Origin of the sequence: Microbacterium sp. (genome assembly GCF_051860965.1) — a bacterium.
Taxonomy (GTDB): domain Bacteria; phylum Actinomycetota; class Actinomycetes; order Actinomycetales; family Microbacteriaceae; genus Microbacterium.
This window is the reverse complement of the sequence record NZ_JBIMKU010000001.1, coordinates 41,676-68,426: the sequence shown is the minus strand read 5'-3', so window position 1 is coordinate 68,426 and position 26,751 is coordinate 41,676. Positions and strand designations below refer to the sequence as shown.

Below are 26,751 nucleotides of genomic sequence, written 5' to 3'. Positions count from 1 at the left end.
AGCTGATGAGATGACCGATGTGACCTCCGTTTCAGAACTGACCCTCGAAGAGAAGGCGTCGCTCACGAGCGGCGCGAGCTTCTGGTACACCAAGCCGATCGAGCGGGCCGGCATCCCGTCGATCATGCTGACGGACGGCCCGCACGGCCTGCGCAAGCAGCGCGAGGGGGGCGACCACCTCGGCCTCGGCGACAGCGTGCCCGCGACGTGCTTCCCGCCGGCCGTGGCGCTCGGCTCGTCATGGGACGTCGACCTGGTCCGCCGCGTGGGCGAGGCGCTCGGGGTCGAGACCTCGATCGAGGGCGTCGCGGTGCTGCTCGGGCCGGGCGTGAACATCAAGCGCTCGCCGCTGTGCGGCCGCAACTTCGAGTACCTCTCGGAAGACCCCCTCGTCTCGGGCGTGCTCGGTGCGGCGTACGTCGGCGGCGTGCAGTCGCAGGGCGTGGGCACGTCGCTCAAGCACTTCGCCGCGAACAATCAGGAGGACGACCGGATGCGGTCGTCCTCGGACGTGGACCCCCGGCCGCTCCGCGAGATCTACCTGCGCGGGTTCCAGCGCGTCGTCGAGGACGCCCAGCCGTGGACCGTCATGTGCTCCTACAACCGGATCAACGGGGTGTACGCCTCGGAGGATCCGTGGCTGCTCACCCGGGTGCTGCGCGACGAGTGGGGCTTCGAAGGGCTCGTCGTCTCGGACTGGGGCGCGGTCAACGAGCGCGTCGCGGGGCTGGCGGCGGGAATGGACCTCGAGATGCCGTCGTCGAACGGGATCACCGACGGGCAGATCGTCGCGGCGGTGCAGAGCGGTTCGCTCGACGAGTCCGTGCTGGATGTCGCAGCCGGCCGTGTGCTCGACCTCGTGCGCAGGTCGCAGGACGGTGCGGGTGCCGTTCCCGGACCTCTCGACGTCGACGCCCACCACGCGATCGCGCGTGAGGCCGCGGGCCGCGGCATCGTCCTGCTCAAGAACGACGGCGATCTGCTGCCTCTCGCATCCCAGCAGACCGTCGCCCTCATCGGGGCCTTCGTCGACCGGCCTCGCTTCCAGGGCGCGGGGTCGTCGATGATCAACCCCACGAAGGTCGACGACCTCGTGGCCGAGGTGGTCGCATACGCCGGGCAGGACGCGGTGTTCCAGGCTCCGGGATTCTCGATCGCCGTGGACCCCGAGCCCGCCGAGGTCGCGCGGCTGCGCGATGAGGCGGTCGCGCTCGCCGCTGAGAAGGACGTGGCCGTCGTCCTCCTGGGGCTGCCCGCGCGCCTCGAGTCCGAAGGCTACGACCGCGAGGACATCGACCTGCCCGCAGACCAGCTCGCGCTGCTCGACGCCGTGCTGGAGGTCAACCCGAACGTCGTCGTGGTGCTCTCCAACGGCGGAGTGGTCGCCCTTCCGTTCGCCGACCGCGTGCCGGCGATCCTCGAGGGCTGGCTTCTCGGACAGGCCGGCGGCGGCGCGACCGCCGACGTTCTCTACGGCGCGGTCACCCCCTCGGCGAAGCTCACCGAGACGATCCCGCTGCGGCTCGAGGACACCCCTGCCTACCTCGACTTCCCGGGCGAGTTCTCGCACACCCGCTACGGTGAAGGGCTCTTCGTGGGCTATCGCTGGTATGACGCGCGGCGGATGGATGTCGCGTTCCCGTTCGGGCACGGACTCTCGTACACGACCTTCGCCTACGGCGACGCGACCGCGGCGATAGACGCCGACGGCGAGATCGAGGTGACGGTCGCCGTGACGAACACGGGCGACCGCGCGGGCCGCGAGATCGTGCAGGTCTACACGTCGCTGCCGGGCGGTCGCGTGCAGCGGCCCGTGCGCGAGCTGAAGGCGTTCGCATCGGTTCCGCTCGAACCGAGCGAGAAGAAGGACGTGACGCTCACGATCCGGCGCGCCGACCTCGCCTACTGGGATATCCGCACCGACGGCTGGGTTGTCGAGGGCGGGACGTACGTCATCGACGTGGCGGCGTCGAGCCGCGACATCCGATCCACGACGTCCGTGGACGTGGAGGGGGACGCCGTCACCCTGCCGCTGTCGAAGACGTCCTCGATCGGCGAGGTCATGGCCCACCCCGTCGTCGGGCCGATGGTCCAGGCCGCGATCGCGCAGATGATGGGAACGATGGACGGCGCCGCCGCCATCATGCCCGAGGGCGTGGATCCCTCCAAGATGATGGAGTCGTTCCCGATCGGCCGCGCCGGGATGTTCGCCGCCGCGAGTGGGAGCCCCGGTGGCGTGAGCCCCGAGATGATCGACGGGCTCATCGCGATGGCCAACGCCCCACAGAGCTGACGACGGGGATGGATGCCCCGACCGCAGCGGCCGGGGCATCCATCGACTACTCGGCGGCGAGGAAGGCGAGCAGCGCCTCGTTGACCTCGGCGCCGTGCGTCCACAGCAGTCCGTGCGGAGCGCCCCCGATCTCGACGTAGGTCGCCTCGGGCAGCAGCTCGCGGAATCGCCGCGCGGTCTTGTCGATCGGCAGGACGTTGTCGGCGGTGCCGTGCAGGATGAGCGCGGGCACCGTGACGGCCGGGATGTCGGCGCGGAAGTCCGTCGGCCACGTGAGCGGCGCGGCCGCGATGCCCGCGTTGCCGGCCTGCGTCGCCACCTGGATGGATGCGTCGACCGCCGCCTGCGAGATGCGCGAGCCGAGATTGTCGTCGAGGTTGTAGAAGTCCTTGTAGAAGCCCTCGATGAACGCGTAGCGGTCGTCCTTCACCTGCGCCGCGATCCCGTCGAAGAAGTCCTGCGGGCCGGCGCCGTCGGGGTTGTCGTCGGTGATGAGCAGGTACGGCTCGAGCGAGCCGAGGAACGCCGCCTTCGCGACACGGCCCGCGCCGTAGCGCGAGAGGTAGCGTGCGACCTCCCCCGTGCCCATGGAGAAGCCGACGAGGACCGCGTCCTCGAGGTCGAGGTCCTCCATGAGCACATGGAGGTCGGCCGCGAAGGTGTCGTAGTCGTAGCCCGAGGCGGTCTTCGACGATGCGCCGAATCCGCGGCGGTCGTACGCGATGACGCGGTAGCCCGCGTCGAGCAGCGCTGCCTGCTGCTTGTTCCAGGACTCGCCGTTCAGCGGGAAGCCGTGGATCAGCACGACGGGCTGTCCGTCGCCCTGGTCGGTGTAGTAGAGGTCGATGTCGGTCGAGTTCTCGGTGCCGACGGTGAGGTATGCCACGTTCGCTCCTTCCGGTCGTCCCGCTGCGGTTCGACCAAGGTCGACGCTAGGGCGCGACATCCGGAGCCGAAAGGGGTTGACCGAAACGTCGCCTGACGTTCACGTGTCGCGGTGGGCTCCGGTCGAGGGGGTGACCGTGAAGATGGTCGGGGGAGCGAAGCCGGATGCCGCGAACGCTGTGGCCGCGGCATCCCGCACCGCGTCGACACGGCCGCTCGCGACGAGTGCGATCGCGGCACCGCCGAACCCTCCGCCCGTCATGCGCGCTCCGAGCGCACCGGCGGTCAGCGCCGCGTCGACCGCGGTGTCGAGCTCGGGGATCGAGATCTCGAAGTCGTCGCGCATCGAGGCGTGCGACGCGACGAGCAGGTCGCCGATGGACGCCGGGCCACGCTCGCGCAGCGCGCGGACGGTATCGAGCACGCGCTGGTTCTCGGTCACGATGTGTCGTACTCGCCGGAACGTCACATCGTCGAGGAGCCTCCGCGCACGGGGCAGGTCGTCGATGCCGACGTCGCGCAGGGCGGGCACGCCGAGGACGGATGCCCCGAGCTCGCACGACGCGCGGCGCTCGCCGTAGCCGCCCGTCGCGTGGGCGTGCTTCACGCCCGTGTCGATCACGACGAGCTCGAGCCCCGCATCCGCGAAGCCGAGATCGACCACCTGCGCGTCGAGGGAACGGCAATCGAGGAAGATCGCGGAGTCCGTCTCGCCGAGCATCGCCGCCATCTGGTCCATGATGCCGGTCGGCGCGCCGACGGCCTCGTTCTCGGCCGTACGGCCGACCTGCGCGAGCGTGACGGGGTCGAGTCCGAGCCCCCAGGTGTCGTTCAGAGCGGATGCCGTCGCTCCCTCGATCGCCGCCGAGGACGAGAGACCCGCACCGACGGGTACGTCGGAGGCGAAGGCCAGATCGACGCCCGCGACGTCCGTCGCTCCCGTGCGCTGCCGGAGTGCCCAGGCGACGCCGAGCGGGTAGCGCGCCCACTCGACGATCTCGTCGCGGCGGTGGGGGAAGACCGCATCGAGCTCGGCGAACGGCAGCTCCACCGCGTGCTCGTCGAAGGTCGAGATCACGCGCACGACTCCGTCGTCGCGGCGGCCCAGAGCCACGTGCGTGCGGTGCTCGATCGCGAAGGGCAGGACGAAGCCGTCGTTGTAGTCGGTGTGCTCGCCGATCAGGTTGGCGCGGCCGGGGGCCGACCACGTGCCGGCCGGCTCGTGGCCGAACGCGTCCACGAAGAGGCGGGTCGCGGACAGGCGCCCACGCCCGGAGGCTCCGGCCGATGCGTGAGCGTCGTCTGGAGTGGGCGTGGGGACCATCACTGCACCTCCGCCGCAGACGCGACGGCGTCCCGCAGTCGTGCGGCGGCCGCTTCGGGCAGGACGTCGCCGATCCACGCGCCCATCGCGGCTTCGGAGCCGGCGAGGTACTTGAGGCGATCGGCGGCGCGGCGGGGCGACGTGAGCTGGAGGTTGAGGCGCACGCTGTCGCGGCCGCGACCGACCGGCGCCTGGTGCCACGCGGCGATGTAGGGCGTGGGCGTGTCGTAGAGCGCATCCACCCCGCGGAGCAGACGGAGGTAGAAGGGCGCGAGCTCATCGCGCTCGGCGTCGGTCGTCTCGGCGAGGTCGGCGACGTGACGGTGCGGCAGCACGTGCACCTCGAGCGGCCAGCGGGCGGCGAACGGCACGAAGGCCGTCCAGTGCTCGCCGGCGAGGATCACGCGATCCGACGCGCGCTCGGATTCGAGTATCCGTGCGAAGAGGTCGGGGCCTTCGCGGTCGATCGACGCGAGCAGCGACGTCGTGCGCGGGGTCACGTAGGGGTAGGCGTAGATCTGGCCGTGGGGGTGGGCGAGGGTCACGCCGATCGCCTCGCCGCGGTTCTCGAACGGGAAGACCTGCGCGACACCGGGGAGCGCCGACAGCGCCGCGGTGCGATCGGCCCACGCCTCGATGACCGTGCGCGCGCGCGTCGGCGACAGGGTGCCGAACGAGCCGGAGTGCTCGGGGCTGAAGCACACGACCTCGCACCGGCCGACCGAGGGCAGCATCCTGTCGAGACCCGGCGCGTCGAGATCCGCGTCACCGCCGAGCGCCGGGCCGAAAGACGGCGACTTGTTCTCGAAGACGGCGACGTCGTACAGCGACGGGATCTCGGACGGATTCCCGGGAGTCTGCGGGGCGAGCGGATCGAGCTCGGCCGGCGGCAGGAAGGCGCGGTTCTGGCGGGCTGCGGCGATCGACACCCAGTCGCCCGTGAGCACGTCGCGGCGCATGGTGGCGGTGTCGGGACGCGGGTCGAGCGTGCGCGCATCGATGGCGCGCTCGGCCGGCAGCGTCGTGTCGGGGTCGTCGTAGTAGATGAGGTCGCGACCGTCGGCGAGCGACGTCGTGCGCTTCACGACCCCCGCACCGAGGATTTCGGGAGTGCCGAACTCAGGGAGATTGCGCGTGTTCACGTCAACACGGTAGCAAGGCAGGCGTGGTAACGTCAACATGCCTGAGTTCGATGGGGGAGTTGCGGTGAACGAATCCACGCGACGCGTGTCGATGGCGGATGTCGCGGCCCGCGCCGGCGTGTCGGGGCAGACCGTGTCGCGGGTCGTGAACGACAGCCCCCGGGTCGATCCCTCGACCCGTGCCCGCGTCGAGGCGGCGATGGCCGAGCTCGGCTACCGGCCGCATCGTGCGGCGCGCGCGCTGCGCACGGGGCGCAGCCAGACGATCGGTCTGGTCGTCTCGACCCTCTCGACGGTCGGCAACTTCCGGATGCTGCAGGCGGTCGCCGACGCGGCCGAGACCCGCGGGTACGCTCTCACCGTCGTCACGGCGCGGGGCGCGGCATCCATCGCCGAAGCGTTCGACCGCCTGCACGAGCAGGGTGTCGACGGGGCGATCGTGCTCAACGAGGCGACGGCGATCGCTCGGGATGCTGGGGCGCCGGCGGGTCTGCGGCTCGTCGTCGTCGACTCGCCCGCCGACGATCGATTCGGCGTCGTGGGCTCGGATCACGAGGGTGGGGCTCTGACCGCCACCCGGCACCTGCTCGATGCAGGGCACCATACGGTGTGGCACGTCGCCGGCCCCGAGGACTCCTTCGCCGCAGCGGCGCGAGAGCGCGGCTGGCGCGCCGCTCTCGAAGGCCGCCAGACGCCCGAGCCGCTGCGAGGCGATTGGACCGCGGCATCCGGTCACGCCGCCGGAGCCCGTCTGCCTCGCGACGTGACCGCCGTCTTCTGCGCCAACGATCAGATGGCGCTCGGCGTCATGCGGGCGCTCGCGGACGCGGGGCGCCGCATCCCCGAGGACATCGCCGTCGTCGGGTTCGACGATGTCGCGGACGCCGCGGACTTCCGCCCTCCGCTCACGACCGTGCGTCAGGACTTCGACGCCCTCGGTGAGCTCGCCGTGGCGGCCCTCGCGGACGCGATCGGCGGAGAGCCGCCGAGGGCGCAGCTCGTGCCGACCCGCCTCGTCGTGCGCGACAGCGCACGCTGAATCAGTCCACGGCCCGCCAGGGTCCGCGGGAGACAACGCGCACCGAGTCGAGGGAGAGCAGAGGACCGATGGATGCCGCGCGCCGCGCCGCGCCGGCTTCGGGCACCCACACGGTCGAGCCGGCGGCCAGCGGCAGGAGGTGCAGCGTGAGATCGCCAGAGAGCAGCCCGAGGTCCTGCACGCTCGCCGTCCATCGCGATCCGTCCCAGAAGCGGTCGTCTACCCGGCGGCCGTCGACGCGGAGCTCGCCGACGTCGCCGGCCCAGTCGATCTCGACCACGGCGTCGTGGCGGGGGTCCCGCGCCCAGCCGGGCAGCGCGATGCCGAAGACCGCGGCGTGCGCGTCGATCGCATCGGAGTCGGGTGCCGAGTGCCGCTGCCCCGCGAAGCCGTAGTCGTCGGGGGGATGCTGCGCCGCGGCGAGCGGTGCGATCGCGGCGTCGGAGATCCGGGCAGGCACGCCGCGCGGCGCGACGGCGAGCGCGACCCAGGATCCGGTCGAGGGCTCGTAGCGCTCGACGACCGGCTCGGCGTCCCGGGAGCGGATCCGGACGGAGTCGTCGTCCCAGGAGAGCTCGGCAGCGGTCCGGTGCAGCGTCCGCTCCGAGTCGGTGGAGCGGACCCAGAGCTGCGGGGCTTCGGCGGAGGGGAGCACGAGCACGGATCCGCCCGCCACGGAGAGCGGCTCGAACGACGGCTCGACGACGCGCGCGGGTTCGTCGTCGATGGCGAGTTCCACCGGAACGCCGGCCTCGGCCACGAGCACGAGCGTCGGTCCGGGCAGGACGGTGAGGACGGATGCCGTCGCCCACCGCACCCTCGAGTCGCCGATCCGCAGACCGAAGGGCCATCGTGCCAGCGTTCCCGGAGGCAGCACGACAGGGTGCTCGGGGAGCACGAGGTCGTCGCCGATCCGGAAGCGCGTCGGCGCGGAGGGCGGGAGCGGCTCGTGCGGCTGGTGCGTCGTGACGAAGAGGAATCCGGATGCTCCATCCGTCCGCACGACCCAGCGCAGCGTCTCGCGGTCGTGCACGCCATCGGGGAGCACGTCGGGCAGGCTGGAGGGCAGTCCGGCGAGCGATGCCCCGCAGGCGTCGAGGAAGGCGTGCTGCCCGCGCAGCAGCGACGAGCTCTCGCGCAGGTCGCCGGCCTGGCCGATCGGCGCATGGAAGTCGTAGCTCAGCCGCACCATGTCGTTCGGATATCCCGTCGCGTGCGTCTCTTCGAGGTCCGGGCCGGGGTTCGTGCCGCCCGCGTACATGTAGTAGCCCTGCCACATCGACCCGTTGCCGATCTTGGTGTGCGCGACGGCCGCGACGTCCGCGCCGACCGGCCAGGGGCGTCGGTGGTACGCCGTCGCCATCCCACCGGCGAGCTCGCACGTCGCGGGTGGGAAGAGGGGGGATGCGGCATCCCGCACCGTCTCTCCGAACCCCTGCGTCGCGCGGACGTCTGCGCCGACGCCCGGATCGTCCCACTCGTGCGTGAAGAAGTAGTGCTGGCGGAAGGTGTCGTCCCACGGGGCGTCGGGCTCGGTCCAGAAGCCGTCGCCGTAGCCGCCGTAGAGCGGGAAGACCTCTTCCCGGGGCAGCTGCGCCCCGCCCCACGCCGTCGCGGTCCACAGCGGCGCGGCGATGCCGGCCTCCCGAGCGAGGCGCTTGAGGGTCACGAGGTGCTCGGGGCGGTCGTAGAGCTCGTTCTCGAGCTGGATCGCGACGATCGGTCCGCCGGGCCGCGCACGCCCGTCGAGGGCGGCGGCGAGCTGGCCGAACCACTCGGCGACGAGCGCGAGATAGCCGGGATCGTCGGTCCGATGCGCGACGGGCGCCTGCTGCACCCAGTCCGGGAAGCCGCCGTTCCGCGCCTCGCCGTGCGCCCAGGGTCCGATGCGGAGCGCGACGTCGAGACCGGCCGACGCGCACTCGTCGACGAACGCACCCACGTCGAGCGACCCGTCGAACCGCGGCTCGCCGCGGCGCGCGACGTGATGAAGCCAGAAGACGTAGGTCGACGCGACGGTGATCCCGCCCGCGCGGAGCTGACGAACCCGCTCGCCCCATCGGGCGCGCGGGATCCGGCTGTAGTGCAGTTCGCCCGAGACCGGCACCCACGGCACGCCGGCTCGCAGGATCGCCCGATCGGTGACGGTCAGTGCCCGCGCCGAGTCCGCAGGCGCGGGCATGGGCGCGGCCAGCGGTGCGGCGTCCCCGGTGCGCGGCGTGACGGAGAGGTCCATCTAGAGTCCGCTCACGACGGCGTTGTCGAGCAGGTCGGTGTCGACGTCGGGCTGCGCGAGGTTCGTCAGCAGCACGTAGGCGACGCCGGCAGACGGGTGGATCGCGAACTGCGCGCCCGACCAGCCCCCGTGGCCGTACGTGTCGCGATCGATGAGGCCGGGCGCGCGGGTGCGGAGGTTCCACGTGAAGCCCCAGTCCTGTCCGCGCTCGGCGGGGTAGGGCTCGAGCCGCGGGATCTCTCCTGTGAGCGGGCGGAGCATCATCGCGTGCGTGGCCGGCTGCACGATCTCGCCCCGGTCGCGCAGCAGCGCCGCGCCGATCGCCAGCAGGTCGACGGCGCGGCCGATGAGGCCGGCTCCGGGACTGCGAAGCGCAGCGAAGCGATCGATGTCGAGCCCCGCCGCGGCGGCGCCGACGACGACGTGCGGGTCGGATGCCTCGTCCAGCGTCAGTCCGTCGACGCCCAGCGGCACGGCCCAGTCGGCGATGTCGTCGGCCCAGTGACGACCCGTCGCGTGCTCGGTGAGCGCGGCGATCCCCTCGAACGCGACGGTCGAGTAGCGCGACATCGTGCCCGCGCGGAAGTCCGGCCCCGCGGCGAGGAGGTCGTCGCGCTGCGGCGTCGCGCTGTCGAGGGCGGGCTCGGAGATGCCGGACGTGTGACTCGCGAGGTGCCACAGCCGGACGGTGTCGTCGCGCTTCGCTCCGAACGCGGGCAGCGCCGTCGACAGGGGCGTCTCCGGGCTCAGCAGCCCGCGTTCGATCGCGCGCGCGGCGCTCAGGCCCGTGAGCGGCTTCGTGACCGAGAAGAGGCGGAAGTGGTCGTCGGTCCGGGCCACCCGGTCGCCGGTGGCGCCGAAGGCATCGAGTGCGACGACGCCGTCCGCCGTCGCGATGCCGAGCACCGCGGTCGGGAGGCGCCCCTCCGCGACCGTCCGTCGTGCCCAGTCGAACGCGTGCGAGAAGCGCTCGCTCATCACTCCACCTCGTGTCCGAGATCGGGGCGCGGGAGGAACCGCGCTGTCGGGTCGGTGATCGCCTCGAGCTCGACGATCACGATCGTGTTGACTCCCGCGCGCGTCGCCGGACCGGGCACGAAGAGCGTGCGCTGCGGCCCGCGTCGCCAGTATCGGCCGAGGAAGAACCCGTTGATCCACGCGTAGCCCTTGCCCCAGCCGTTCGTGTCGAGGAAGAGGTCGGCGGGTGCGTCGAGCGTGAACTCTCCGCGCAGCCCGGCCGGCCCGGCCGAGGGTGCGGCGGGCGCGGCATCCCTCACGGCATCGTGAAGGCCTGCGACGTCGATCGTCCGCACCCGCCACGGTCCGGCCATCGGCCGACCGTTCAGGAGCGGAGCGCCGATGAGGCCCTTGGGTTCGCCGAGCTTGGCGTCGTAGTTGACGCGGCCCGTCTCCTCCACGAGGAGGCGCACCCTGGCGCCGGGGGGAAGCGCCAGAGAGAGATCGCCGATCGTGCGCTGCAGAGCGCCGACGCGACGCTCGTCGACGTGCACCCACGCGTAGTCGCGGACGTCGGCCGCGAGCACCGCGGCCACGTCGGTGTCGAGGGATGCCTCGTACGAGACGAGCGCGACGTCGGGACCGAGCTCGTCCATCGAGGGCGGAACGTCGAAATCGCCCCGGTCGAGACCGCTGAGCGGGTCGCCGACGGACGCGAGCGCCACGTCGAAGACCGGTGCGTCGACGGGTTCGGGCAGTTCGGCGTCGGGCACCGGCGCGTACTTCGCGATGACGTCCCGGAACGCGCGGAACTTCTCGGTCACGTCGCCGGACTCGCTGATGGGCGCGTCGTAGTCGTAAGACGTCACCATCGGGAGATAGCGGCCCGAGTCGTTGGCGCCGGCGGTCAGACCGAAGTTCGTGCCGCCGTGGACCATGTAGATGTTCACGGACGCTCCGGCCGCGAGCAGCTCGTCGAGATCGCGCGCACTGTCGGCGAAGCCCGTCGTGTGGTGCTTCTCGCCCCAGTGATCGAACCAGCCGCACCAGAACTCCATGCACATGAGCGGCCCTGTGGGCTGGTGCTCGCGCAGCACCGCGAGGCGCTCGCCGATGCGCGAGCCGAAGGATCCGGTCTTGTGCAGGCCTTCGTGCGCACCGCCTTCGAGCATGTGCGGGATCGGCTGGTCGACCTGCGTGAGCGGCACCGTGATCCCACTCGCGCGCGTCACCCGGATCAGCTCGGCGAGGTAGGCCTTGTCGGCGCCGTACGCGCCGTACTCGTTCTCGATCTGCACGAGGATGACCGACCCGCCGGTGTCGATCTGGCGCGGCGCGATGATCCGGTTGACCCGCTCGAGGTAGCCGGTGACCGCTGCGAGGTAGCCGGGCTCGGAGCTGCGCGGCCGCAGCCCGGGATCCGCGGTCAGCCAGGTCGGCAGGCCGCCGTTGTGCCACTCGGCGCACACGTAGGGGCCGGGGCGCACGATCGCATGCAGACCCTCCTCGGCGACGAGGTCGAGGAACCGGCCCAGATCGCGCGGGCCCGCGGCATCCCACTCTCCGCGGACGGGCTCGTGGAAGTTCCACATCACGTACGTCTCGATCGCGTTGAGGCCCATGAGCCTCGCCGTGCGGATGCGGTCGCGCCACTGGTCGGGGTGCACGCGCGCATAGTGCAGCGCACCCGAGATGATCCGGTGCGGCTGCCCGTCGAGCAGGAAGTCCGTCTCACCGATCTCGAACCGGGAGGGGGGAGTCGTCATCGTCGTCCTTTCTCCCGGCCACTCTACCGGCAAGCGTTTTCCGATCGAGCGGAGGTCGGTGGCTCCCCTTGCGCGCAGGTGGCGTCAGGGGAGGACGAGCACGCCGTTGCGCCGGTGCGGCAGGGTCGCGAGCGCCTCGTCGCGCAGGGCTTCGGGGAGGAGCTCCTGCGGTGCGGACTGGTACGCGACCGGCCGCAGGAAGCGGCGGATCGCCGTCGCACCGACCGACGTGTGCAGCGATGTCGTCGCGGGCCAGGGCCCGCCATGCTGCTGCGACCATGTGACCGCGACGCCTGTCGGCCAGCCCGCGAACAGGACGCGGCCGGCGCGCGACTGCAGCAGTCCCAGCGTCTCGGCGACATCTTCGCCCGGCTCGGAATGCAGGGTCGCCGTCAGGCTTCCCGGCACCGCGCGCAGCGCCGCGTGCAGGTCGGCCTCGGACGCGTACCGCACGAGCAGCGTCACGGGACCGAAGCACTCCTCGAGCAGCACCTCGGGGCGCGCGGCGACGGCCGCGGCATCCGTCGCCAGCACGATCGGCGCCGCCTCGCCCTCGTGAGCGGTGCCGCTCGCGACGACCTCGACCGAGGGGTCGCCCACGAGATGCGCGACGCCGTCGGGGAAGGCGCTGGTGATGCGATCCGTGAGCAGCGGCCCGCCGGTGGTCGCGGGAACGAGAGCGGCGAGGGATGCCTCGAATCCCGAGTCCGCGGGGATGAACACGACGCCGGGCTTCGTGCAGAACTGCCCGACCCCCATCGTGAACGACGTTGCGAGACCCTGCGCGAGCTCCTCGCCGCGCGTGGCGGCCGCCGCGGCCGTGACCACGACGGGGTTGACGCTCCCGAGCTCGCCGTAGAAGGGGATGGGATCGGGGCGACCGGTCGCGAGATCGAACAGGGCCCGCCCGCCCGAGAGCGATCCGGTGAAGCCGGCCGCCTGGATCACGGGATGCTGCACGAGGGCGTTCCCCGCCTCGCGGCCTTCGACGAGCGCGAGCGAGCCGGACGGCGCGCCGGCCGCCTCGAGCGCGGACGCCACGATCTCGGCCGTGCGGCGAGAGAGCTCGGGGTGACCGGAGTGCGCCTTCACGACCACCGGCGCGCCCGACGCGAGCGCCGAGGCCGTGTCGCCGCCCGCGACCGAGAAGGCGAAGGGGAAGTTCGAGGCCGAGAACACCGCGACGGGCCCGACGGGCACGAGCAGGCGCCGCAGCTCGGGCCGGGGCGGCGTGGCGGCGGCATCCGCATCGTCGACGGTCAGCTCGAGGTACGAGCCCTCCTCGACGACGCTCGCGAAGAGTCGCAGCTGCCCCGTCGTTCGCCCGACCTCGCCGCGCAGTCGCGTCTCGCCCAGGCGCGTCTCGCGATCCGCGATCGGCACCAGTTCGTCGGCCGCGGCGTCGAGCGCGTCCGCGGCGGCGCGCAGCCAGGCGGCGCGGTCCGCGCGCGACGAGCTCGCCCACACCGGAGCGGCGGCCGCCGCCTCGGCCAGGATCGCATCGAGCTGTTCGGGGGTGGTGGTCATGTCATGCCTCTCTGAAGCGCAGGCCGAGTCCGTGGTGGGTCGTCTCGGTGAGACGCCCGGACGAGATCGAGACGGGGCTCGGGTCGCGCAGGACTCCGAGGTCGCCGAAACCCGCGTCCTCGACGTCCTCCGCCCAGGGCTCGCCGTCGAGCGTCAGGGCGAGCTGACCCGAGAGCTCGGGAAGGAGGTGCGGATGCAGGGCGACGCCGTGCGCGGACGCGAGCGCCGCGATGCGTCGGAACGGAGTGATACCCCCCACGCGCACGATGTTGGGCTGCACGATCTGCGTGGCACCCGCCCGCAGGTACTCGCCGAAGCGATGGATCGTGTGCAGGTTCTCTCCCACGGCGATCGGCACCTCGATGCGGCGCGCGAGTTCCGCGTGGCCGGCGAGGTCGTCGGCGCGCAGAGGCTCTTCGATCCACCCGAGCGAGAACTGCGACAGGGCGTCGATCGCCGTCGTCGCGCGCTCCAGGTCCCACCGCTGGTTGGCATCGATCATGAGGTCGCGGTCGGCGCCGAGCAGCGCCCGCACGGCGCCGACACGCTCGACGTCCTCGGCGAGGTCGGGCTTGCCGACCTTGATCTTGATCGCGGTGAGCCCCGCATCCATCCACCGCTGCACTTGTTCGAGCAGCTCGTCGAGCGGGTAGTGGAGGTTGACGCCGCTGCCGTAGACCCGGACGCCGTCGCGTCGGCGTCCGAGCACGGATGACACCGATACCCCCGTCGCGCGAGCCGATGCATCCCACAGTGCGAGGTCGAGGCCCGCGAGCGCGATGGTGGTGAGTCCGCCACCGCCGGCCTCGTGCAGGTGCCGCCAGAGCGGATCCCAGAGCGCCTCGGGGTCGGCATCCCTCCCCGTCGCCACCGGCGCGATGTCCTCGGTGAGCAGCGCGAGGACGGCGGAGGCGCCGATCTGCGGGGTCCACGAGAAGCCCCACCCCTCGACGCCGTCGGACCGCGTGACGTGCGTCGCGATGACGCCGACGGATGTCACGTCGGCCGCCCAGGGCCGGATGAGCGGAACCCGGAGGAGTCGCGCGTCGAACGACGCGATCGTCGTCATACGAGGGCTCGCCCCGCCGCGAGGATCTCGGCGAGGCGTTCCTCCTGCGCGGGCGTCGGGTCGACGAGCGGTGCGCGCACGCCGCCGACCGGGAGCCCGCCGAGGCGCAGGCCGGCTTTGATGAGCGAGACGCCGAAGCCGGGCGTCTCGTCGCGCAGCGCCACGAGCGGCGTGTAGAAGCCGTCGAGGAGTGCGATGCGACGATCGTCGTCGCCGTCGACGTAGGCGCGGTAGAACGCGTTCGCGACCTCGGGCACCATCGCGAAGGCGGCCGACGAGTACAGCGGCATGCCGATGCCGCGGTACGCCGCCTGCGTCAGCTCTGCCGTGAGCAGACCGTTGAAGAAGGCGAAGTCGCGGCGCCCGGTCTCGGCGACGGCGCGCACGACGAGCTGCGCGGTCGCGAGATCGCCCACGCCGTCCTTGAAGCCGACGACCTTCGGGTTGGCGGCGAGCCGGCGGACCGAGTCGACGGAGTACTGCGCCGTCCCGCGGTGATAGACGACGACGGGGAGATCGGATGCCGCGGCGATCGCCTCGACGTAGGCCACGAGTCCCGCCTGCGGGCCGCCGACCAGGTAGGGCGGCAGCACGAGGAGCGCGTCGGCGCCTGCATCGGATGCGGCCCGCGCGACCTCGATCGCGTGGCCGAGCGTGCCGCCCGAGCCCGCGACGACCGGCACGCGACCGTCGACGGCACCCACGGCCGTGCGCACGACGCTCGCCGCCTCGTCTCCCGAGAGGGCGTGGTACTCGCCGGTGCCGCATGCGGGGAAGACGCCGCCTGCTCCGGCGTCGACACCCGTCCCGACGTGCTGAGCGAGCAGGTCGTGGTCGATGCTCCCGGAGGTGTCGAAGGGGGTGACGGGGAAGAAGAGGATGCCGTCGAAGTTCATACGTGCGCGTCCGTTCGTTCGGGCGCGAGCTCGGTGCGCCAGTCGTGGGCGGGGGACCACCCGAGAAGGCGCTTCGCCTTCGCGTTGGAGAACGCCGACGCTGTGCCGGTGAGCGAAGCCGCCACCTTCTCCGTGCCGGGGAAGAAGCGCGGCACGAGATCTGCGAGCGGTTCGCGCGCAAGAGCGTCGTCCGCCGCGACGAAGAACGTCTCGGCGTTGGGGATGTGCGGGAGCGCCTCGAGGAGACGATCCGCGAAGGCCGCGACATCCCTCGCATCGACGTAGTTGAAGACGGCGGGTGCCGACAGCGCCGGGTCGTCGAGTCGCTCGCGCACCGTGTGGCCCTGCTGCGTGACGGCGCCGTCCCACTCCTCGGGTGCGATGACGTAGCACGGGCGGAACGCCGCGAATCGCACGTCGTCGCCGGTCTGGCGCTGCAGCATCCGGAGCGACTGCTCGATCACGAGCTTCGACAGCCCGTACGCGTTCCACGGGAGTGTCGGAGTGTCCTCGTCGAGCGGGAAGCGCTCCGGCACCCACCCGGTCGGCGCGCCGTAGCCGAGCACCGTGGGGCTCGAGGCGGCGACGATCCTGCGGATGCCCGCGGCCACGGCTCCGCCGAGCACCGACACGGCGAGCCCCGTGTTGGTGCGCATGATGACGTCCTCGGGTGCGCTGAACGGCACGGCGATCGCCGCGAGGTGGACGACGGCATCCGCGCGGGCGTCGGCGAGGGCGGATTCCGTGGCGCCGGCATCCAGCAGATCGATCGCGACCTGCTCGGCGGACGCGAGCTCGAGAGCGTCGGAGCGGGTGCGGTCGAAGGAGACGACCTCGTGCCCGCGTTCGACGAGCCCGGCGACGAGGCTGCGGCCGAGTCTGCCCGCGCCGCCCGTGACGACGATGCGGCTCATCGCACCGCCCGCGCGAGGAGCGGGATGCCGAGCTCGGCGACGTCGACGGGCAGGCCGGTCGCGAGCGACCGGTTGCCGGCGATGCCGACCGCGATCGACTGCACGCCGTCGCGCCAGTCGGCGGGGCGGGCGAGCGGGTCGTCCCCGGGGCCCACGAACACGTCGGACAGGAGGATCGCGTCGCCGCCGCCGTGGCCTCCGTCGCCGCCGAGGATCTCGACCTCGACGGGGGCCTCCCAGTGGCGCTGGAGCAGGAGCCGCTCGCCCTCGGGGCGCAGCGATCCGGACGAGCCGGCGTCGACGGCGCTCGGGTCGAGGACGGGATGCAGGCCCTCGCCCTCCAGGACGGCGCCGCGCTCGACGACGTCGAGCTCGACGCGACCCTCGGTGCCGTTGATCGCAACGCGATAGCCCTCCCATGGCGCATGCGCGTTGAGGGAGTAGCTCAGGGTCGCCCCGTTCGCGTAGTCGACGACGAGCGCGAGGTTGTCCTCGATCGTGATTCCCTCGCCGAACACATCGCGGTCGCGCAGGTAGCCGTCATGGCCCTCGGCGTCGAGGTAGAGCTCCTTGAGCTGCGGATGCTGACGCAGGTCGAGGTCGAACCCGTCGTGGGCTCCGTCGTGAGTGCCGCGATCATGGCGGGGCGCGAGACCTCGGGCCGCCGCGTTCTCGGCGCCGTAGAAGCGGAGTCCGCCCGAGGCGTAGACCCGCCGCGGCGTGGAGTGGATCCACCAGTTGACGAGATCGAAGTGGTGGCTGGACTTGTGGACGAGCAGGCCGCCCGAGTTGAGCTTCTCGCGGTGCCAGCGGCGGAAGTAGTCCGCGCCGTGCTTGGTGTCGAGCATCCACTGGAAGTCGATCGACGTCACGTCGCCGATGAGGCCATCCTGGATGACCCGGCGCAGGGCGCTGTTGCGCGGCGAGTAGCGATAGTTGAAGGTCAGCACGACCCGGCGGCCGGTCCTCTCGACGGCGGCCTCGATCTCCGCGGCGCTCTCGGCGTCGATCGTCAGCGGCTTCTCGACCACGACGTCCGCGCCGGCATCGAGCGCCCGGACGATGAGCGGAGCGTGCTGGTCGTCACGAGCCGTGATCACGACACGGTCGATGCGCTCGTCTCGGATGACCTCCTCGAGCCGGGCCGGATGCCAGGTCGACGGGGCAGGGGCGCCGCGCTCCACGGCACGAGCCACGGCGAGGGCGGCGCGCACGGGGTTGGGCTCGACGACGGCCACGAGCTCGGCTCGATCGGAGTACGCGCCCGCGATGGCGTCGACGTACATCTGCGAACGGCCGCCGGCTCCGACGATCGCGTACCGGGTGCGGGTCATGGGGTTCTCCGACGATGTTCTCGAGAGCGTGAGGAAACGTTTTCTCAGGCTAGCAGACCGCGCCGCCGCTACGCGGCCGAGGTGCGTCAGGGGGCGAGAGCCGTGCTGGCGCGCAGCACGAGCTGCGGCACGAGGCTCGTGAACGGCGTGGGCTCGCCCCCGGTGAGCCCCGCGTGCAGAGCACGCCACGCCTCAGCGCCGAGTTCGACCGCCGGGACGGCGGAGGTGGTGAGCGGGGGCGACGTGTGGCGTGCGAACGGGATGTCGTCGAAGCCCGTGATCGAGATGTCCTCGGGAACGCGGATGCCGCGCTCGGTCAGCGCCGTGAGCAGACCCATCGCGACGAGATCGTTGAACGCGAGCACCCCCGTGGCGCCGGTCGCGAGCACGGCCTCCACGGCATCCGCTCCGCTGTCGACGTCGACGCCCGCCGGGATCTCGATGATCTCGAGATCGTCGTGCGCCGCCCTCGCGTCTTCGAGCGCTGCCAGGCGCGCTGAGTTGGAGGCGCTGCGCGCCACGCCCGCGAGGAACACCAGCCGCCGGTGGCCGAGGGAGTGGAGGTGCTCGGCCAGCTCGCGCAGGGCGTGGCGGTAGTCCGCGGCGACGACGGGCGCGGCATCCTGTCGTCCGCGATTGACCACGACGACCGGTGACAGGCTGTCCAGCAGTGGACCCAGCAGCGCCTCCTCCATGCGCGGCGCGCACAGGATGACGCCGTCCGTGCGTCGACGTGTCTCTTCGGCGAGGACCCGCTCCTCCTCGACGCGCTCGCCGGAGTCCGCGATCAGCACGTGGAAGCCGTCGACGGCGGCCGCATGGCTGATGCCGCGCAGAATCGCCTGGAACGTCGGGTTGCCGAGGTCGGGCACGACGACCGCGATCGTCTGCGTGCGGCCGAGCACGAGGCTGCGAGCGAGCGGATTGGCGGCGTATCCGAGTTCGGCGGCTGTCGCGCGGACGCGCTCGACGAGCACGGGGTCGACCGTCGCGTTGCCGTTCATCACGCGGGACACGGTCGAGAGGGAGACGCCGGCGGCCCGGGCGACGTCGGTGATCGTCGTCTTGCGCGGCGCATCGGGCATGCTCGTCAGCCTAGTTGCGAGAAATCGTTTCCTCGCGCCCTCCCATCGGGCTAGCATGGAGAAGTGGCACGGAAACCGCTTTCCCACTTCTCTCGGTCGATCGACGGCGCCCACCCCGCCCGGTCGGTCGTCCGCCTGCTCGCCCGGCGCCCGGGACGCATGTCCATAGCCCTCCTGGCGTTCTCGCTGAAGGAGATCCCGCTCTGGTTCCTCCCCGCCATCACCGCGGCCATCATCGACATCGTCGCCGACGGCGGCGAGGTCACGACGGTGCTCTGGTGGTTCGCGCTGGCCGTCGTCCTGCTCCTGCAGAACTATCCGAACCACATCCTCTACACGCGCAGCTTCATGCGCGTCGTGCGCGACACCGGCGCCGACCTGCGCAACGCGCTCGCTTCACGACTGCAGAGCCTCTCGATCGGCTACCACACCCGGGTCAGCTCCTCGATCGTGCAGACGAAGGTCGTCCGCGACGTCGAGAACGTCGAGCTCATGCTGCAGCAGGTGACGCATCCCCTCCTGTCGGCCGTCATGGTCATGGCGGGGGCGATCGCGACGACGGCGGTCCTCGTGCCCGAGTTCCTGCCCGTCTATGCACTCGCCGTCCCCATCGCCATCGGCATCCGGTACGGCATGCGCAATCGCTCGCGTGTGCGCAACGAGGCGTTCCGTCGCGAGGTCGAGACCCTCTCCGCGCGCGTCGGAGAGATGGCCTCCCTCATCCCGGTCACCCGCGCGCACGGACTCGAGGAGACCGCGGTGACGCGCGTCACGCACGGCGCCGAGGGCGTGCGGGACGCCGGATTCCGCCTCGACATGCTCAACGGCCACGTCGCCTCGCTGTCGTGGGTCTCGATGCAGCTGCTGGGGGTGGGGTGCCTCGTCCTCGCGGCGATCTTCTCGCTCACCGGGATCCTGCCCATCACGCCCGGTGAAGTCGTCCTGCTGTCGACGTACTTCACGCTCACCGGTGGGCTGACCCAGCTGCTCATGCTGATCCCGGTGGGCGCGCGCGGTCTCGAGTCGGTGCGCTCGATCGCCGAGGTCATGCAGGAGCCCGACCTCGAGCTGAACGCCGGCAAGCGCCCCGTCGAGCAGGTCGAGGGCGGCATCCGTCTCGTGCATGCGACGCACCGCTATCCGGATGCCGATTCCGACGCGCTCCACGACATAGATCTCGACATCGAGCCGGGCCGGACCATCGCCTTCGTCGGGTCGTCCGGATCGGGGAAGTCGACCCTGCTCAACCTCGTGCTCGGATTCGTGCGCACGACCAGCGGCGAGGTGCTGCTCGACGGCGTCGACGTGCAGCAGCTCGACATGCGCACGGCGCGCAGATTCGTCTCGGTCGTGCCGCAGGAGTCGGTGCTCTTCGAGGGCACGATCCGCGAGAACATCGCCTACGGGCTGCCGCACGTCGACGATCGGCGCATCCTCGATGCACTGCGCGACGCCAACGCGCTCGCGTTCGTGGAGGAGCTCCCCGAAGGCTGGGACACCGTCGTGGGCGAGCGCGGTGCGCGGCTCTCCGGCGGTCAGCGCCAGCGCCTCGCGATCGCCCGCGCGCTCGTGCGCGACCCGCGCATCCTGCTCCTCGACGAGGCGACGAGCGCCCTCGACCCGGAGTCCGAAGAGCTGGTGAAGGATGCCCTGTCGCGTCTCATGCAGGGCCGCACGACGCTGGTCGTCGCTCACCGGCTCTCGACGATCCGCCAGGCCGATCGCATCGTCGTCCTCGAACGCGGGCGCATCGTCGAGCAGGGCAGCCACGATGAGCTCCTCGCGCACGACGGCCGCTACGCGCAGCTGCATCTCACCCAGGCCGGCCGCGCATGACGACGACATCGTGAGTGCTGATCCCCGAGGGCGGGCGAAGATGGAAGGCGAGGAGGCCCCGCGATGACGACGCCGACATTCGAGCGCACGCACGATCGCGTCGTCGTGCGGGACGGTGACACCGTGCTCCTCGACTACGTCTTCGCGCCGACGGATGCCGCTGTCGAGTCGCCCCGCCCCTACGCGCTGCTGCGCACGCGCACGGGAGCGGACGTCACCGCGTATCGGCCGGCCGACCACGTGTGGCACAAAGGTCTCTCGCTCGCCCTGCCCAACGTGGGGCCGCACAACTTCTGGGGTGGACCCACCTTCGTCGCCGGCGAGGGCTACATGCAGCTGCCGAACAACGGTGCGCAGGTGCACCGCTCCTTCGCCCCCTCGCCCGGCATCGACGAGCGACTGGAATGGATCGCCGAACGCGGCGAACTCGTGCTCACGGAGCGACGGACGGTGGGCGTGCGGATCGTGGATGACGCGACCTGGGCGCTCACATGGTGCAGTTCTCTGCGCAATGCATCGGGCGCGGCGCTCGCCCTGGGCTCACCCACGACGAAGGGTCGCCCGGATGCGGGATACGCCGGCATATTCTGGCGCGGCGCGTCCTCCTTCACCGACTGCGCCATCGAAGGGCCGTCGGGACGCGTCGACGACACCGCGCGAGGCAGGCGCTCTCCGTGGCTCGCCGCTGTCGCGGGTGACGTCGGAGTGCTCATGGCGGGGGATCCGGAGGCGCCGTGGTTCGCGCGCAGCGCCGATTACGCCGGACTCGCCTCGGCGCCGTTCTTCTTCGAGGAGACCGTGCTCGCGCCGAACGAGACGATCCTGCTGTCCGCGGCCGTGATCGTCGGCGATCGAGAGGTGGCCCGCCACGCGCTGCTCGCCGAGCGGCTGCGGGCCGCCGCATCCATCGACCCCGACGAGGAGTCCTCATGACAACGATCCTGCGCGTCGCCCTCGTGGGCACGGGCTCCGTCGCCCGGCTGCACGCGGAAGCCGTCGCAGCACACCCTCGGGCCGATCTCGTCGCCGTGACCGATCACTCGCGCGACGCTGCGGACTTCTTCGCCGCGACGTGGGGGGTGGCGTCCGTGTACGACGATCTCGACGGTCTGCTGGCGGCGGAGCATCCGGATGTCGTGCTCGTCTGCACGCCGCCGGGCGCTCACCACGGTCAGGTGCTCGCGTCGTTCGCCGCGGGCGCGCACGTCGTCGTCGAGAAGCCCCCCGCGTCGTCTCTCGACGACCTGGACGAGATGCGCGCGGCGGCGGACGCCGCGGATCGGCGACTCGCGGTCGTCTTCCAGCAGCGCACGGGTACGGCGGCCGCCCACGCGCGGCGCCTGCTTCGGGACGGTTCGCTCGGCCGGCCGCTGATCGCCGTGTGCGAGACGCTCTGGTATCGCGACGCCGAGTACTTCGCGGTGCCGTGGCGCGGCCGATGGCAGACCGAGGGCGGCGGCACGACGCTCGGGCACGGCATCCATCAGATCGACCTGCTCTCCTACCTGCTGGGGGATTGGGCGAGCGTGCAAGGACGCCTCTGGAGGCTCGATCGCGACACCGAGACCGAGGATGCCTCGACGGCGACCGTCACGTTCGCGAACGGCGTCGTCGCCCAGATCACGACGAGCGCCGTATCGCCGCGCGAGACGAGTTCGATCCGGATCGACACGCAGAAGGCGACGATCACCGTCGACCACCTCTACGGACACGGGCACGAGAACTGGTCGATCACTCCCGCGCCGGGGTCCGACGTCGACGCGCAGTCGTGGGCGATGCCGGGGGCGGAGGAGCGCAGCGGCCACGCGCCGCTCCTGCGCGACGTGTTCGATGCCCTCCTCGCGAGTGAAGCCCTGCCCGACACGGCGTCCGATCCGTCGCGCTCCTTCGAGATCGTCGCGGCCATCTACGCCTCGGCGGCCGCCGACGGCGCGGTCATCACGCCCGCCGACATCGCGCGGCATCCGACCCATCGTCGCTCGTTCGCGAGTCCCGTCACCGACATGCGCGCAGTGGGGCGCTCCCGGCCGCTCCCCGCGCGAGACGGCCGATGACGGCAGCCGAGCTGTACCGCGATCCCGTCTACGACGGCGCGACCGACCCGCTCGTGGTGATCGCCGACGACGGATGGTGGATGTTCTACACGCAGCGCCGGGCGACGCATCCCGATCCGGGGCCGGGCGTCGCGTGGGTGCACGGCAGTCGTGTCGGCGTCGCGCGCTCGACCGACGGGATCGCGTGGGCGTACGCGGGGACGCTGGAGCCGGATGCCGCGGGCCTCGCCCTGCGCGCGGGACCGCCCCCGGTCGAGGTCGACCGCACGCATTGGGCGCCCGAGGTCGTCCACGACGGCGTGCAGTGGCGGATGTACCTCACCGAGATCGACGGTGTGCCCGACCGGTGGCCCGGTTTCGCGCGCGAGATCGTGGAGTACCGCTCCACGGACCTGAGATCGTGGCAGCGCATCGGCGCGCTCCGGCTCTCGAGCGACCGGGTCATCGACGCCTGCGTCGCCCGCACCCCCGACGGACGCTGGCGCCTGTGGTACAAGGACGAAGCGGCCGAGTCCGTGACGATGGTCGCGTCCTCGGACGACCTCGACGGCTGGCTGGTGGAGGGGATCGCGATCGGCGGGCGCGCGCACGAAGGACCCTGCGCGTTCGAGCTCGCCGGGGTGTGGTGGATGGTCGTCGACGAGTGGCGGGGGATGGCCGTCTACCGGTCGGACGACGCCCAGGTCTGGACGAGGCAGGGGGATCGGGATGCCGTCATCCTGGGTGAGGGGAGTGTCCCCTGTCCGGGGTTCGGCCATCACGGCGCCGCCGTCCGCGACGGCGATGCCGTCTGGTTCTACTACTTCGGGCATCCTGAGAAGGGAGTCGGCGCGGGCGAGATCGAAGATCGGCGCTGCGCCGTCCATCGCACGCGGCTCACGGTCGAAAGCGGTGTGCTGACGCCCGGATGACGGGTTCCGTCACTGCGGGGAAACGTTTTCCACTATCCGCTTGCGAAACGATTCATCGCATAGTACGGTTGCCGGCAAGCGCTTTCCCGCATCCCTCGGAAGCACGCACCACATGAAGCGCGCACACCGCACACACGGACGACGAACGTCTCGCGGAGCACAGAACGCAGACGTTCGAAAGAGAGGACAAGGATGTTCAGCAAGAAGCGGGCACTCGCCGGCATCGCCATCGCGACCGGCGCCGCCCTCGCACTCGCCGGCTGCGCCGGCGGCGATGCACCCGACACGGCCCCGACATTCGACCCGAACGAGAAGGTCACGCTCGACCTCGCATTCTGGGGCAACGATGTACGCGCAGAGCTCTACAACGAGGCGATCGCCGCGTTCAACGAGGAGTACCCGAACATCACGGTGAACACCTCGTTCCTCGGCTTCCCCGAGTTCTGGGAGAAGCGCCAGACCGAGGCCGCCGGCGGCAACCTGCCCGATGTCATGCAGTTCGACTACTCGTACCTGCGTCAGTACTCGCAGAACAACCTGCTCCTGGACCTCGACCCGTACCTCGGCAACATCATCGAGACCGACCCCCTGCCCGAAAACATCCTCGGCATCGGCGTCGTCGGCGACGTCACCTACGGCATCGCGACGTCGACCAACGCGTGGGGCCTCTTCACGAACCCCGATCTGCTCGAGCAGGCGGGCGTGGATGAGTTCGCGGGCGACTGGCAGGACTACACCGACTGGGCCGGCGAGATCACCGATGCCCTCGGCGGCGCGACGTGGGGCGGCACGGACTACACCGGCCGCATCCAGAACTTCGAGATCCAGCTGCGCTCCGAGGGGTCCTACCTCTTCAGCGAGGAGGGCGAGCCCGGCTTCGACGAGCAGCGCCTCACCGAGTTCTGGGAGTCGGGAGCGGACTTCCGCGACGGCATCGGCGCCCCGCAGCAGCGCCTCGAAGAAGTTCTCCCCAAGTCCGGGTTCGACGCCGGCATCACGGCATCCGAGCTCACGTGGGACAACTTCGGCGCGGGCTACCTCGCGAATCTCGGCATCGACGAGATCGGTCTCGTCGCGCCGCCCGTCACGAAGGAAGGCGCGAAGGACCTCTACCTGAAGCCCTCGATGCTGCACACGATCTCGGCCAAGACCGAGCACCCCGAGGCTGCGGCGACGCTGGTGAACTTCCTCGTCAACTCCCCGAAGTCGGGCGAGATCTTCGGAACCAACCGCGGGCTCCCGGCTTCCGAGACGGCTCTCGAAGGCGCCGACCTGGATCCGCTCAGCCAGCAGGTGCGCGACTACGAGGCGTCGATCGCCGACCGCCTCGGCGACGCCCCGCCCGTGCCGATCGTCGGGTACGGCACGCTGGAGGAGAAGTTCCGCCAGCTCGGCACCGAGCTGGGGTTCGGCACCATCACGGTCGAGGACGCTGTCACGCAGTTCTTCGCTGAGATGGACGTCGTCCTCAACCAGTAACGCCTTTCCGGACCCGGGTGCAGTCCCACCCGGGTCCGGAACACCACCTGCCCCACGGATCGGAGAGTCGACGTGAGCAACACCACTGCGACAAGAGTCATCGTGACGGGAAAGCCCTCGCGCACGTCGATCTTCCGCAAGAGCCGCCCGGAGCACTACGACCGTCCCGGAGCCCGGGCCCGGTCACGCAAAGAGACCCTCGCCGGCTACGGCTTCCTGATCCCGTGGCTGATCGGCTTCTTCGGCCTCACGATCATCCCGATGGCGTACTCGCTGTACCTGTCGTTCACGAGCTACAACATCTTCGCCCCGCCCAAGTGGATCGGGTTCGACAACTACGTCCGCATGTTCACGAGCGATCCGGCGTTCATCCAGTCCGCGCAGATCACTCTGATCTACGTGCTCGTCGGCACGCCGATCACTCTGATCGCGGCTCTCCTGGTCGCGATGCTGCTCAACTACCGCGACCGCGGGGCCGGGTTCTTCCGCTCCGCGTTCTACGCGCCGTCGCTGATCGGCGGGTCGGTCTCGGTCGCGATCGTCTGGCGGGCGATGTTCTCCGCCGACGGGCCCGTCGACAACTCGCTCTCGATCTTCGGCATCGATCTGGGCGGCTGGGTCGGCAACCCGTCGCTGGTGCTGCCGATGATGATCCTCCTGGCGATCTGGCAGTTCGGCGCCACGATGGTGATCTTCCTCGCGGGCCTCAAGCAGATCCCCAAAGAGCTCTACGAGGCGGCCGAGATGGACGGCGCCGGTGCGCTCCACCGGTTCCGCGCCGTCACCGTGCCGCTGCTGTCGCCCGTCATCTTCTTCAATCTCCTGCTCGGCCTCATCGGCGCGTTCCAGGTGTTCTCTTCCGCGTACATCATCAGCAACGGCTCCGGCGGCCCGGCGGGAATGACGAACTTCATCACCCTCTACCTCTACAAGCGCGGTTTCAGCGACGGACAGATGGGCTACGCCGCGGCCATCGCCTGGGTGCTGCTCGTGGTCGTCGCCATCATCGCCTTCATCCTCTTCCGCACCCAGAGAAGCTGGGTCCACTACTCGGGAGACACTCGATGACCACCACATCCTCCTTCGGCGAGAATGCGCTGATCCTCACCGAGAACCAGACCGACCCCGACAGCAAGCCCGCAGTCGTCGCGCCGCGCCGACGCGTGAAGCGCAAGACCTGGCAGACCGTGGTGTGGTTCGTCGTCCTCCTCGCGATCACGGCTGTCGTGCTCTACCCGCTCGTGTGGCTGCTCCTGTCGACGTTCAAGCCCAACGCCGAGTTCGGCCAGAACATGGGGCTCGTGCCGAACAGCCCGACGCTCGACAACTACGTCAAGGTCCTCGAGGGCATCGCCGGCATCCCGCTGTGGAAGTTCTTCCTCAACTCGTTCATCATCGCCGTCGGCTCGGTGATCGGCACGGTGCTCTCGTCAGCGCTGGCCGCCTACGCGTTCGCCCGCATCCAGTTCAAGGGTCTCGGCATCCTGTTCGCCGCGATGATCGGGACGCTGCTGCTGCCGTTCCACGTCGTGATCATCCCGCAGTACATCCTGTTCAACAATCTGGGCATGGTCGACACGTTCTGGCCGCTGCTACTGCCGAAGTTCCTCGCCACCGAAGCGTTCTTCGTGTTCCTGCTCGTGCAGTTCATGCGTCAGATGCCCCGCGACATGGATGAGGCCGCCCGCATCGACGGCGCCGGTCACATCCGCATCTTCTGGTCGATCATCCTGCCCCTCGTGCGGCCGGCACTGATCACGTGCTCGATCTTCGCGTTCATCTGGGCGTGGAACGACTTCCTCGGGCCGCTGCTCTACCTCACCAGCCCCGAGAACTACCCGCTCCCCATCGCTCTCCGCCTCTACGTCGACCAGTCGTCGTCGAGCGACTACGGCGCGACCGTCACGGCGTCGTTCCTCGCGCTCGTCCCGGTGCTGCTGTTCTTCCTCGTCTTCCAGCGCTTCCTCGTCGACGGCGTGGCCACTCAGGGTCTGAAAGGCTGAG

Annotated in this window: 21 protein-coding genes; 9 read left to right on the top strand and 12 right to left on the bottom strand. The window is 70.8% G+C overall.

Annotation, left to right across the window (positions count from 1 at the left end; translation table 11 throughout):
- The first annotated feature begins 10 nt into the window (after positions 1-10).
- A complete protein-coding gene (locus tag ACTIFV_RS00310) occupies positions 11-2,293 on the top strand; it encodes a glycoside hydrolase family 3 C-terminal domain-containing protein (protein WP_439590808.1) in 2,283 nt (760 codons plus the stop codon).
- Positions 2,294-2,339: 46 nt separating this feature from the next.
- On the opposite strand, the gene ACTIFV_RS00305 is transcribed toward ACTIFV_RS00310, so the two are convergent.
- The 3 genes from ACTIFV_RS00305 to galT form a co-directional block, all read right to left on the bottom strand.
- A complete protein-coding gene (locus ACTIFV_RS00305; RefSeq protein WP_439590807.1) occupies positions 2,340-3,179 on the bottom strand; it encodes an alpha/beta fold hydrolase in 840 nt (279 codons plus the stop codon).
- 99 nt (positions 3,180-3,278) lie between these two features.
- Complete coding sequence (galK, locus tag ACTIFV_RS00300) at positions 3,279-4,502, bottom strand: galactokinase (protein WP_439590806.1); 1,224 nt, start codon at positions 4,500-4,502, stop codon at positions 3,279-3,281.
- Complete coding sequence (gene galT / locus ACTIFV_RS00295) at positions 4,502-5,644, bottom strand: galactose-1-phosphate uridylyltransferase (protein WP_439590805.1); 1,143 nt, start codon at positions 5,642-5,644, stop codon at positions 4,502-4,504. Before galT ends, galK begins: the two co-directional genes overlap by 1 nt.
- Before the next feature lie 91 nt (positions 5,645-5,735).
- Here galT and ACTIFV_RS00290 point away from each other — a divergent pair, with 91 nt between their 5' ends.
- Complete coding sequence (locus ACTIFV_RS00290) at positions 5,736-6,683, top strand: LacI family DNA-binding transcriptional regulator (RefSeq protein ID WP_439591370.1); 948 nt, start codon at positions 5,736-5,738, stop codon at positions 6,681-6,683.
- A 1-nt stretch (position 6,684) separates the two neighbouring features.
- On the opposite strand, the gene ACTIFV_RS00285 is transcribed toward ACTIFV_RS00290, so the two are convergent.
- The 9 genes from ACTIFV_RS00285 to ACTIFV_RS00245 all read right to left on the bottom strand — a co-directional run bounded on the left by ACTIFV_RS00285 (position 6,685) and on the right by ACTIFV_RS00245 (position 18,467).
- Positions 6,685-8,919: a beta-galactosidase gene (locus tag ACTIFV_RS00285; RefSeq protein WP_439590804.1), complete on the bottom strand. Its 2,235-nt coding sequence runs from the start codon at positions 8,917-8,919 to the stop codon at positions 6,685-6,687.
- Positions 8,920-9,897 (bottom strand): serine hydrolase domain-containing protein, encoded by a 978-nt coding sequence (locus tag ACTIFV_RS00280; RefSeq protein ID WP_439590803.1) that lies wholly within the window; start codon positions 9,895-9,897, stop codon positions 8,920-8,922.
- Positions 9,897-11,642, bottom strand: a complete 1,746-nt coding sequence (locus ACTIFV_RS00275) for a glycoside hydrolase family 35 protein (RefSeq protein ID WP_439590802.1) — start codon at positions 11,640-11,642, stop codon at positions 9,897-9,899. The genes ACTIFV_RS00280 and ACTIFV_RS00275 overlap by 1 nt, the downstream gene beginning before the upstream one ends.
- A gap of 84 nt (positions 11,643-11,726) precedes the next feature.
- Positions 11,727-13,169, bottom strand: coding sequence for an aldehyde dehydrogenase (NADP(+)) (locus ACTIFV_RS00270; protein WP_439590801.1), 1,443 nt, complete (start codon positions 13,167-13,169; stop codon positions 11,727-11,729).
- 1 nt (position 13,170) lies between these two features.
- Positions 13,171-14,238, bottom strand: coding sequence for a mandelate racemase/muconate lactonizing enzyme family protein (locus ACTIFV_RS00265; protein WP_439590800.1), 1,068 nt, complete (start codon positions 14,236-14,238; stop codon positions 13,171-13,173).
- Positions 14,235-15,134: a 5-dehydro-4-deoxyglucarate dehydratase gene (locus tag ACTIFV_RS00260; RefSeq protein WP_439590799.1), complete on the bottom strand. Its 900-nt coding sequence runs from the start codon at positions 15,132-15,134 to the stop codon at positions 14,235-14,237. Before ACTIFV_RS00260 ends, ACTIFV_RS00265 begins: the two co-directional genes overlap by 4 nt.
- The gene (locus ACTIFV_RS00255; protein ID WP_439590798.1) at positions 15,131-16,048 is read right to left on the bottom strand and encodes an NAD-dependent epimerase/dehydratase family protein; all 918 of its coding nucleotides are present in this window, start codon (positions 16,046-16,048) and stop codon (positions 15,131-15,133) included. Before ACTIFV_RS00255 ends, ACTIFV_RS00260 begins: the two co-directional genes overlap by 4 nt.
- On the bottom strand, positions 16,045-17,382 hold the full coding sequence (locus ACTIFV_RS00250) for a Gfo/Idh/MocA family protein (RefSeq protein WP_439590797.1): 1,338 nt from the start codon (positions 17,380-17,382) through the stop codon (positions 16,045-16,047). Before ACTIFV_RS00250 ends, ACTIFV_RS00255 begins: the two co-directional genes overlap by 4 nt.
- 86 nt (positions 17,383-17,468) lie before the next feature.
- Positions 17,469-18,467, bottom strand: a complete 999-nt coding sequence (locus tag ACTIFV_RS00245; protein ID WP_439590796.1) for a LacI family DNA-binding transcriptional regulator — start codon at positions 18,465-18,467, stop codon at positions 17,469-17,471.
- 63 nt (positions 18,468-18,530) lie between these two features.
- Between ACTIFV_RS00245 and ACTIFV_RS00240 the strand changes: the two genes are divergently transcribed.
- The 7 genes from ACTIFV_RS00240 to ACTIFV_RS00210 all read left to right on the top strand — a co-directional run bounded on the left by ACTIFV_RS00240 (position 18,531) and on the right by ACTIFV_RS00210 (position 26,750).
- Positions 18,531-20,303 (top strand): ABC transporter ATP-binding protein, encoded by a 1,773-nt coding sequence (locus tag ACTIFV_RS00240; protein ID WP_439590795.1) that lies wholly within the window; start codon positions 18,531-18,533, stop codon positions 20,301-20,303.
- Between the two features lie 63 nt (positions 20,304-20,366).
- A complete protein-coding gene (locus ACTIFV_RS00235; protein WP_439590794.1) occupies positions 20,367-21,236 on the top strand; it encodes a PmoA family protein in 870 nt (289 codons plus the stop codon).
- Positions 21,233-22,357 (top strand): Gfo/Idh/MocA family protein, encoded by a 1,125-nt coding sequence (locus tag ACTIFV_RS00230; protein ID WP_439590793.1) that lies wholly within the window; start codon positions 21,233-21,235, stop codon positions 22,355-22,357. Before ACTIFV_RS00235 ends, ACTIFV_RS00230 begins: the two co-directional genes overlap by 4 nt.
- Complete coding sequence (locus ACTIFV_RS00225) at positions 22,354-23,268, top strand: family 43 glycosylhydrolase (protein ID WP_439590792.1); 915 nt, start codon at positions 22,354-22,356, stop codon at positions 23,266-23,268. The genes ACTIFV_RS00230 and ACTIFV_RS00225 overlap by 4 nt, the downstream gene beginning before the upstream one ends.
- A 192-nt stretch (positions 23,269-23,460) precedes the next feature.
- Complete coding sequence (locus ACTIFV_RS00220; protein WP_439590791.1) at positions 23,461-24,747, top strand: ABC transporter substrate-binding protein; 1,287 nt, start codon at positions 23,461-23,463, stop codon at positions 24,745-24,747.
- A gap of 102 nt (positions 24,748-24,849) precedes the next feature.
- Complete coding sequence (locus tag ACTIFV_RS00215) at positions 24,850-25,815, top strand: carbohydrate ABC transporter permease (protein WP_439591369.1); 966 nt, start codon at positions 24,850-24,852, stop codon at positions 25,813-25,815.
- Entirely contained in the window at positions 25,812-26,750 is a 939-nt protein-coding gene (locus ACTIFV_RS00210) for a carbohydrate ABC transporter permease (RefSeq protein WP_439590790.1), read from the top strand. Before ACTIFV_RS00215 ends, ACTIFV_RS00210 begins: the two co-directional genes overlap by 4 nt.
- Position 26,751 lies beyond the last annotated feature (1 nt).

What these genes read in the sequence shown, in the direction of transcription:
- ACTIFV_RS00290 (WP_439591370.1), top strand. Translation starts at nt 5,736, where the DNA reads ATGGCGGATGTCGCGGCCCGCGCCGGCGTGTCGGGGCAGACCGTGTCG.
- ACTIFV_RS00250 (WP_439590797.1), bottom strand. Translation starts at nt 17,382, where the DNA reads ATGACCCGCACCCGGTACGCGATCGTCGGAGCCGGCGGCCGTTCGCAG.
- galK (WP_439590806.1), bottom strand. Translation starts at nt 4,502, where the DNA reads ATGGTCCCCACGCCCACTCCAGACGACGCTCACGCATCGGCCGGAGCC.
- ACTIFV_RS00255 (WP_439590798.1), bottom strand. Translation starts at nt 16,048, where the DNA reads ATGAGCCGCATCGTCGTCACGGGCGGCGCGGGCAGACTCGGCCGCAGC.
- ACTIFV_RS00245 (WP_439590796.1), bottom strand. Translation starts at nt 18,467, where the DNA reads ATGCCCGATGCGCCGCGCAAGACGACGATCACCGACGTCGCCCGGGCC.
- ACTIFV_RS00220 (WP_439590791.1), top strand. Translation starts at nt 23,461, where the DNA reads ATGTTCAGCAAGAAGCGGGCACTCGCCGGCATCGCCATCGCGACCGGC.
- ACTIFV_RS00260 (WP_439590799.1), bottom strand. Translation starts at nt 15,134, where the DNA reads ATGAACTTCGACGGCATCCTCTTCTTCCCCGTCACCCCCTTCGACACC.
- ACTIFV_RS00270 (WP_439590801.1), bottom strand. Translation starts at nt 13,169, where the DNA reads ATGACCACCACCCCCGAACAGCTCGATGCGATCCTGGCCGAGGCGGCG.
- ACTIFV_RS00280 (WP_439590803.1), bottom strand. Translation starts at nt 9,897, where the DNA reads ATGAGCGAGCGCTTCTCGCACGCGTTCGACTGGGCACGACGGACGGTC.
- ACTIFV_RS00285 (WP_439590804.1), bottom strand. Translation starts at nt 8,919, where the DNA reads ATGGACCTCTCCGTCACGCCGCGCACCGGGGACGCCGCACCGCTGGCC.
- ACTIFV_RS00210 (WP_439590790.1), top strand. Translation starts at nt 25,812, where the DNA reads ATGACCACCACATCCTCCTTCGGCGAGAATGCGCTGATCCTCACCGAG.
- ACTIFV_RS00235 (WP_439590794.1), top strand. Translation starts at nt 20,367, where the DNA reads ATGACGACGCCGACATTCGAGCGCACGCACGATCGCGTCGTCGTGCGG.
- ACTIFV_RS00265 (WP_439590800.1), bottom strand. Translation starts at nt 14,238, where the DNA reads ATGACGACGATCGCGTCGTTCGACGCGCGACTCCTCCGGGTTCCGCTC.
- ACTIFV_RS00225 (WP_439590792.1), top strand. Translation starts at nt 22,354, where the DNA reads ATGACGGCAGCCGAGCTGTACCGCGATCCCGTCTACGACGGCGCGACC.
- ACTIFV_RS00275 (WP_439590802.1), bottom strand. Translation starts at nt 11,642, where the DNA reads ATGACGACTCCCCCCTCCCGGTTCGAGATCGGTGAGACGGACTTCCTG.
- ACTIFV_RS00310 (WP_439590808.1), top strand. Translation starts at nt 11, where the DNA reads ATGACCGATGTGACCTCCGTTTCAGAACTGACCCTCGAAGAGAAGGCG.
- ACTIFV_RS00230 (WP_439590793.1), top strand. Translation starts at nt 21,233, where the DNA reads ATGACAACGATCCTGCGCGTCGCCCTCGTGGGCACGGGCTCCGTCGCC.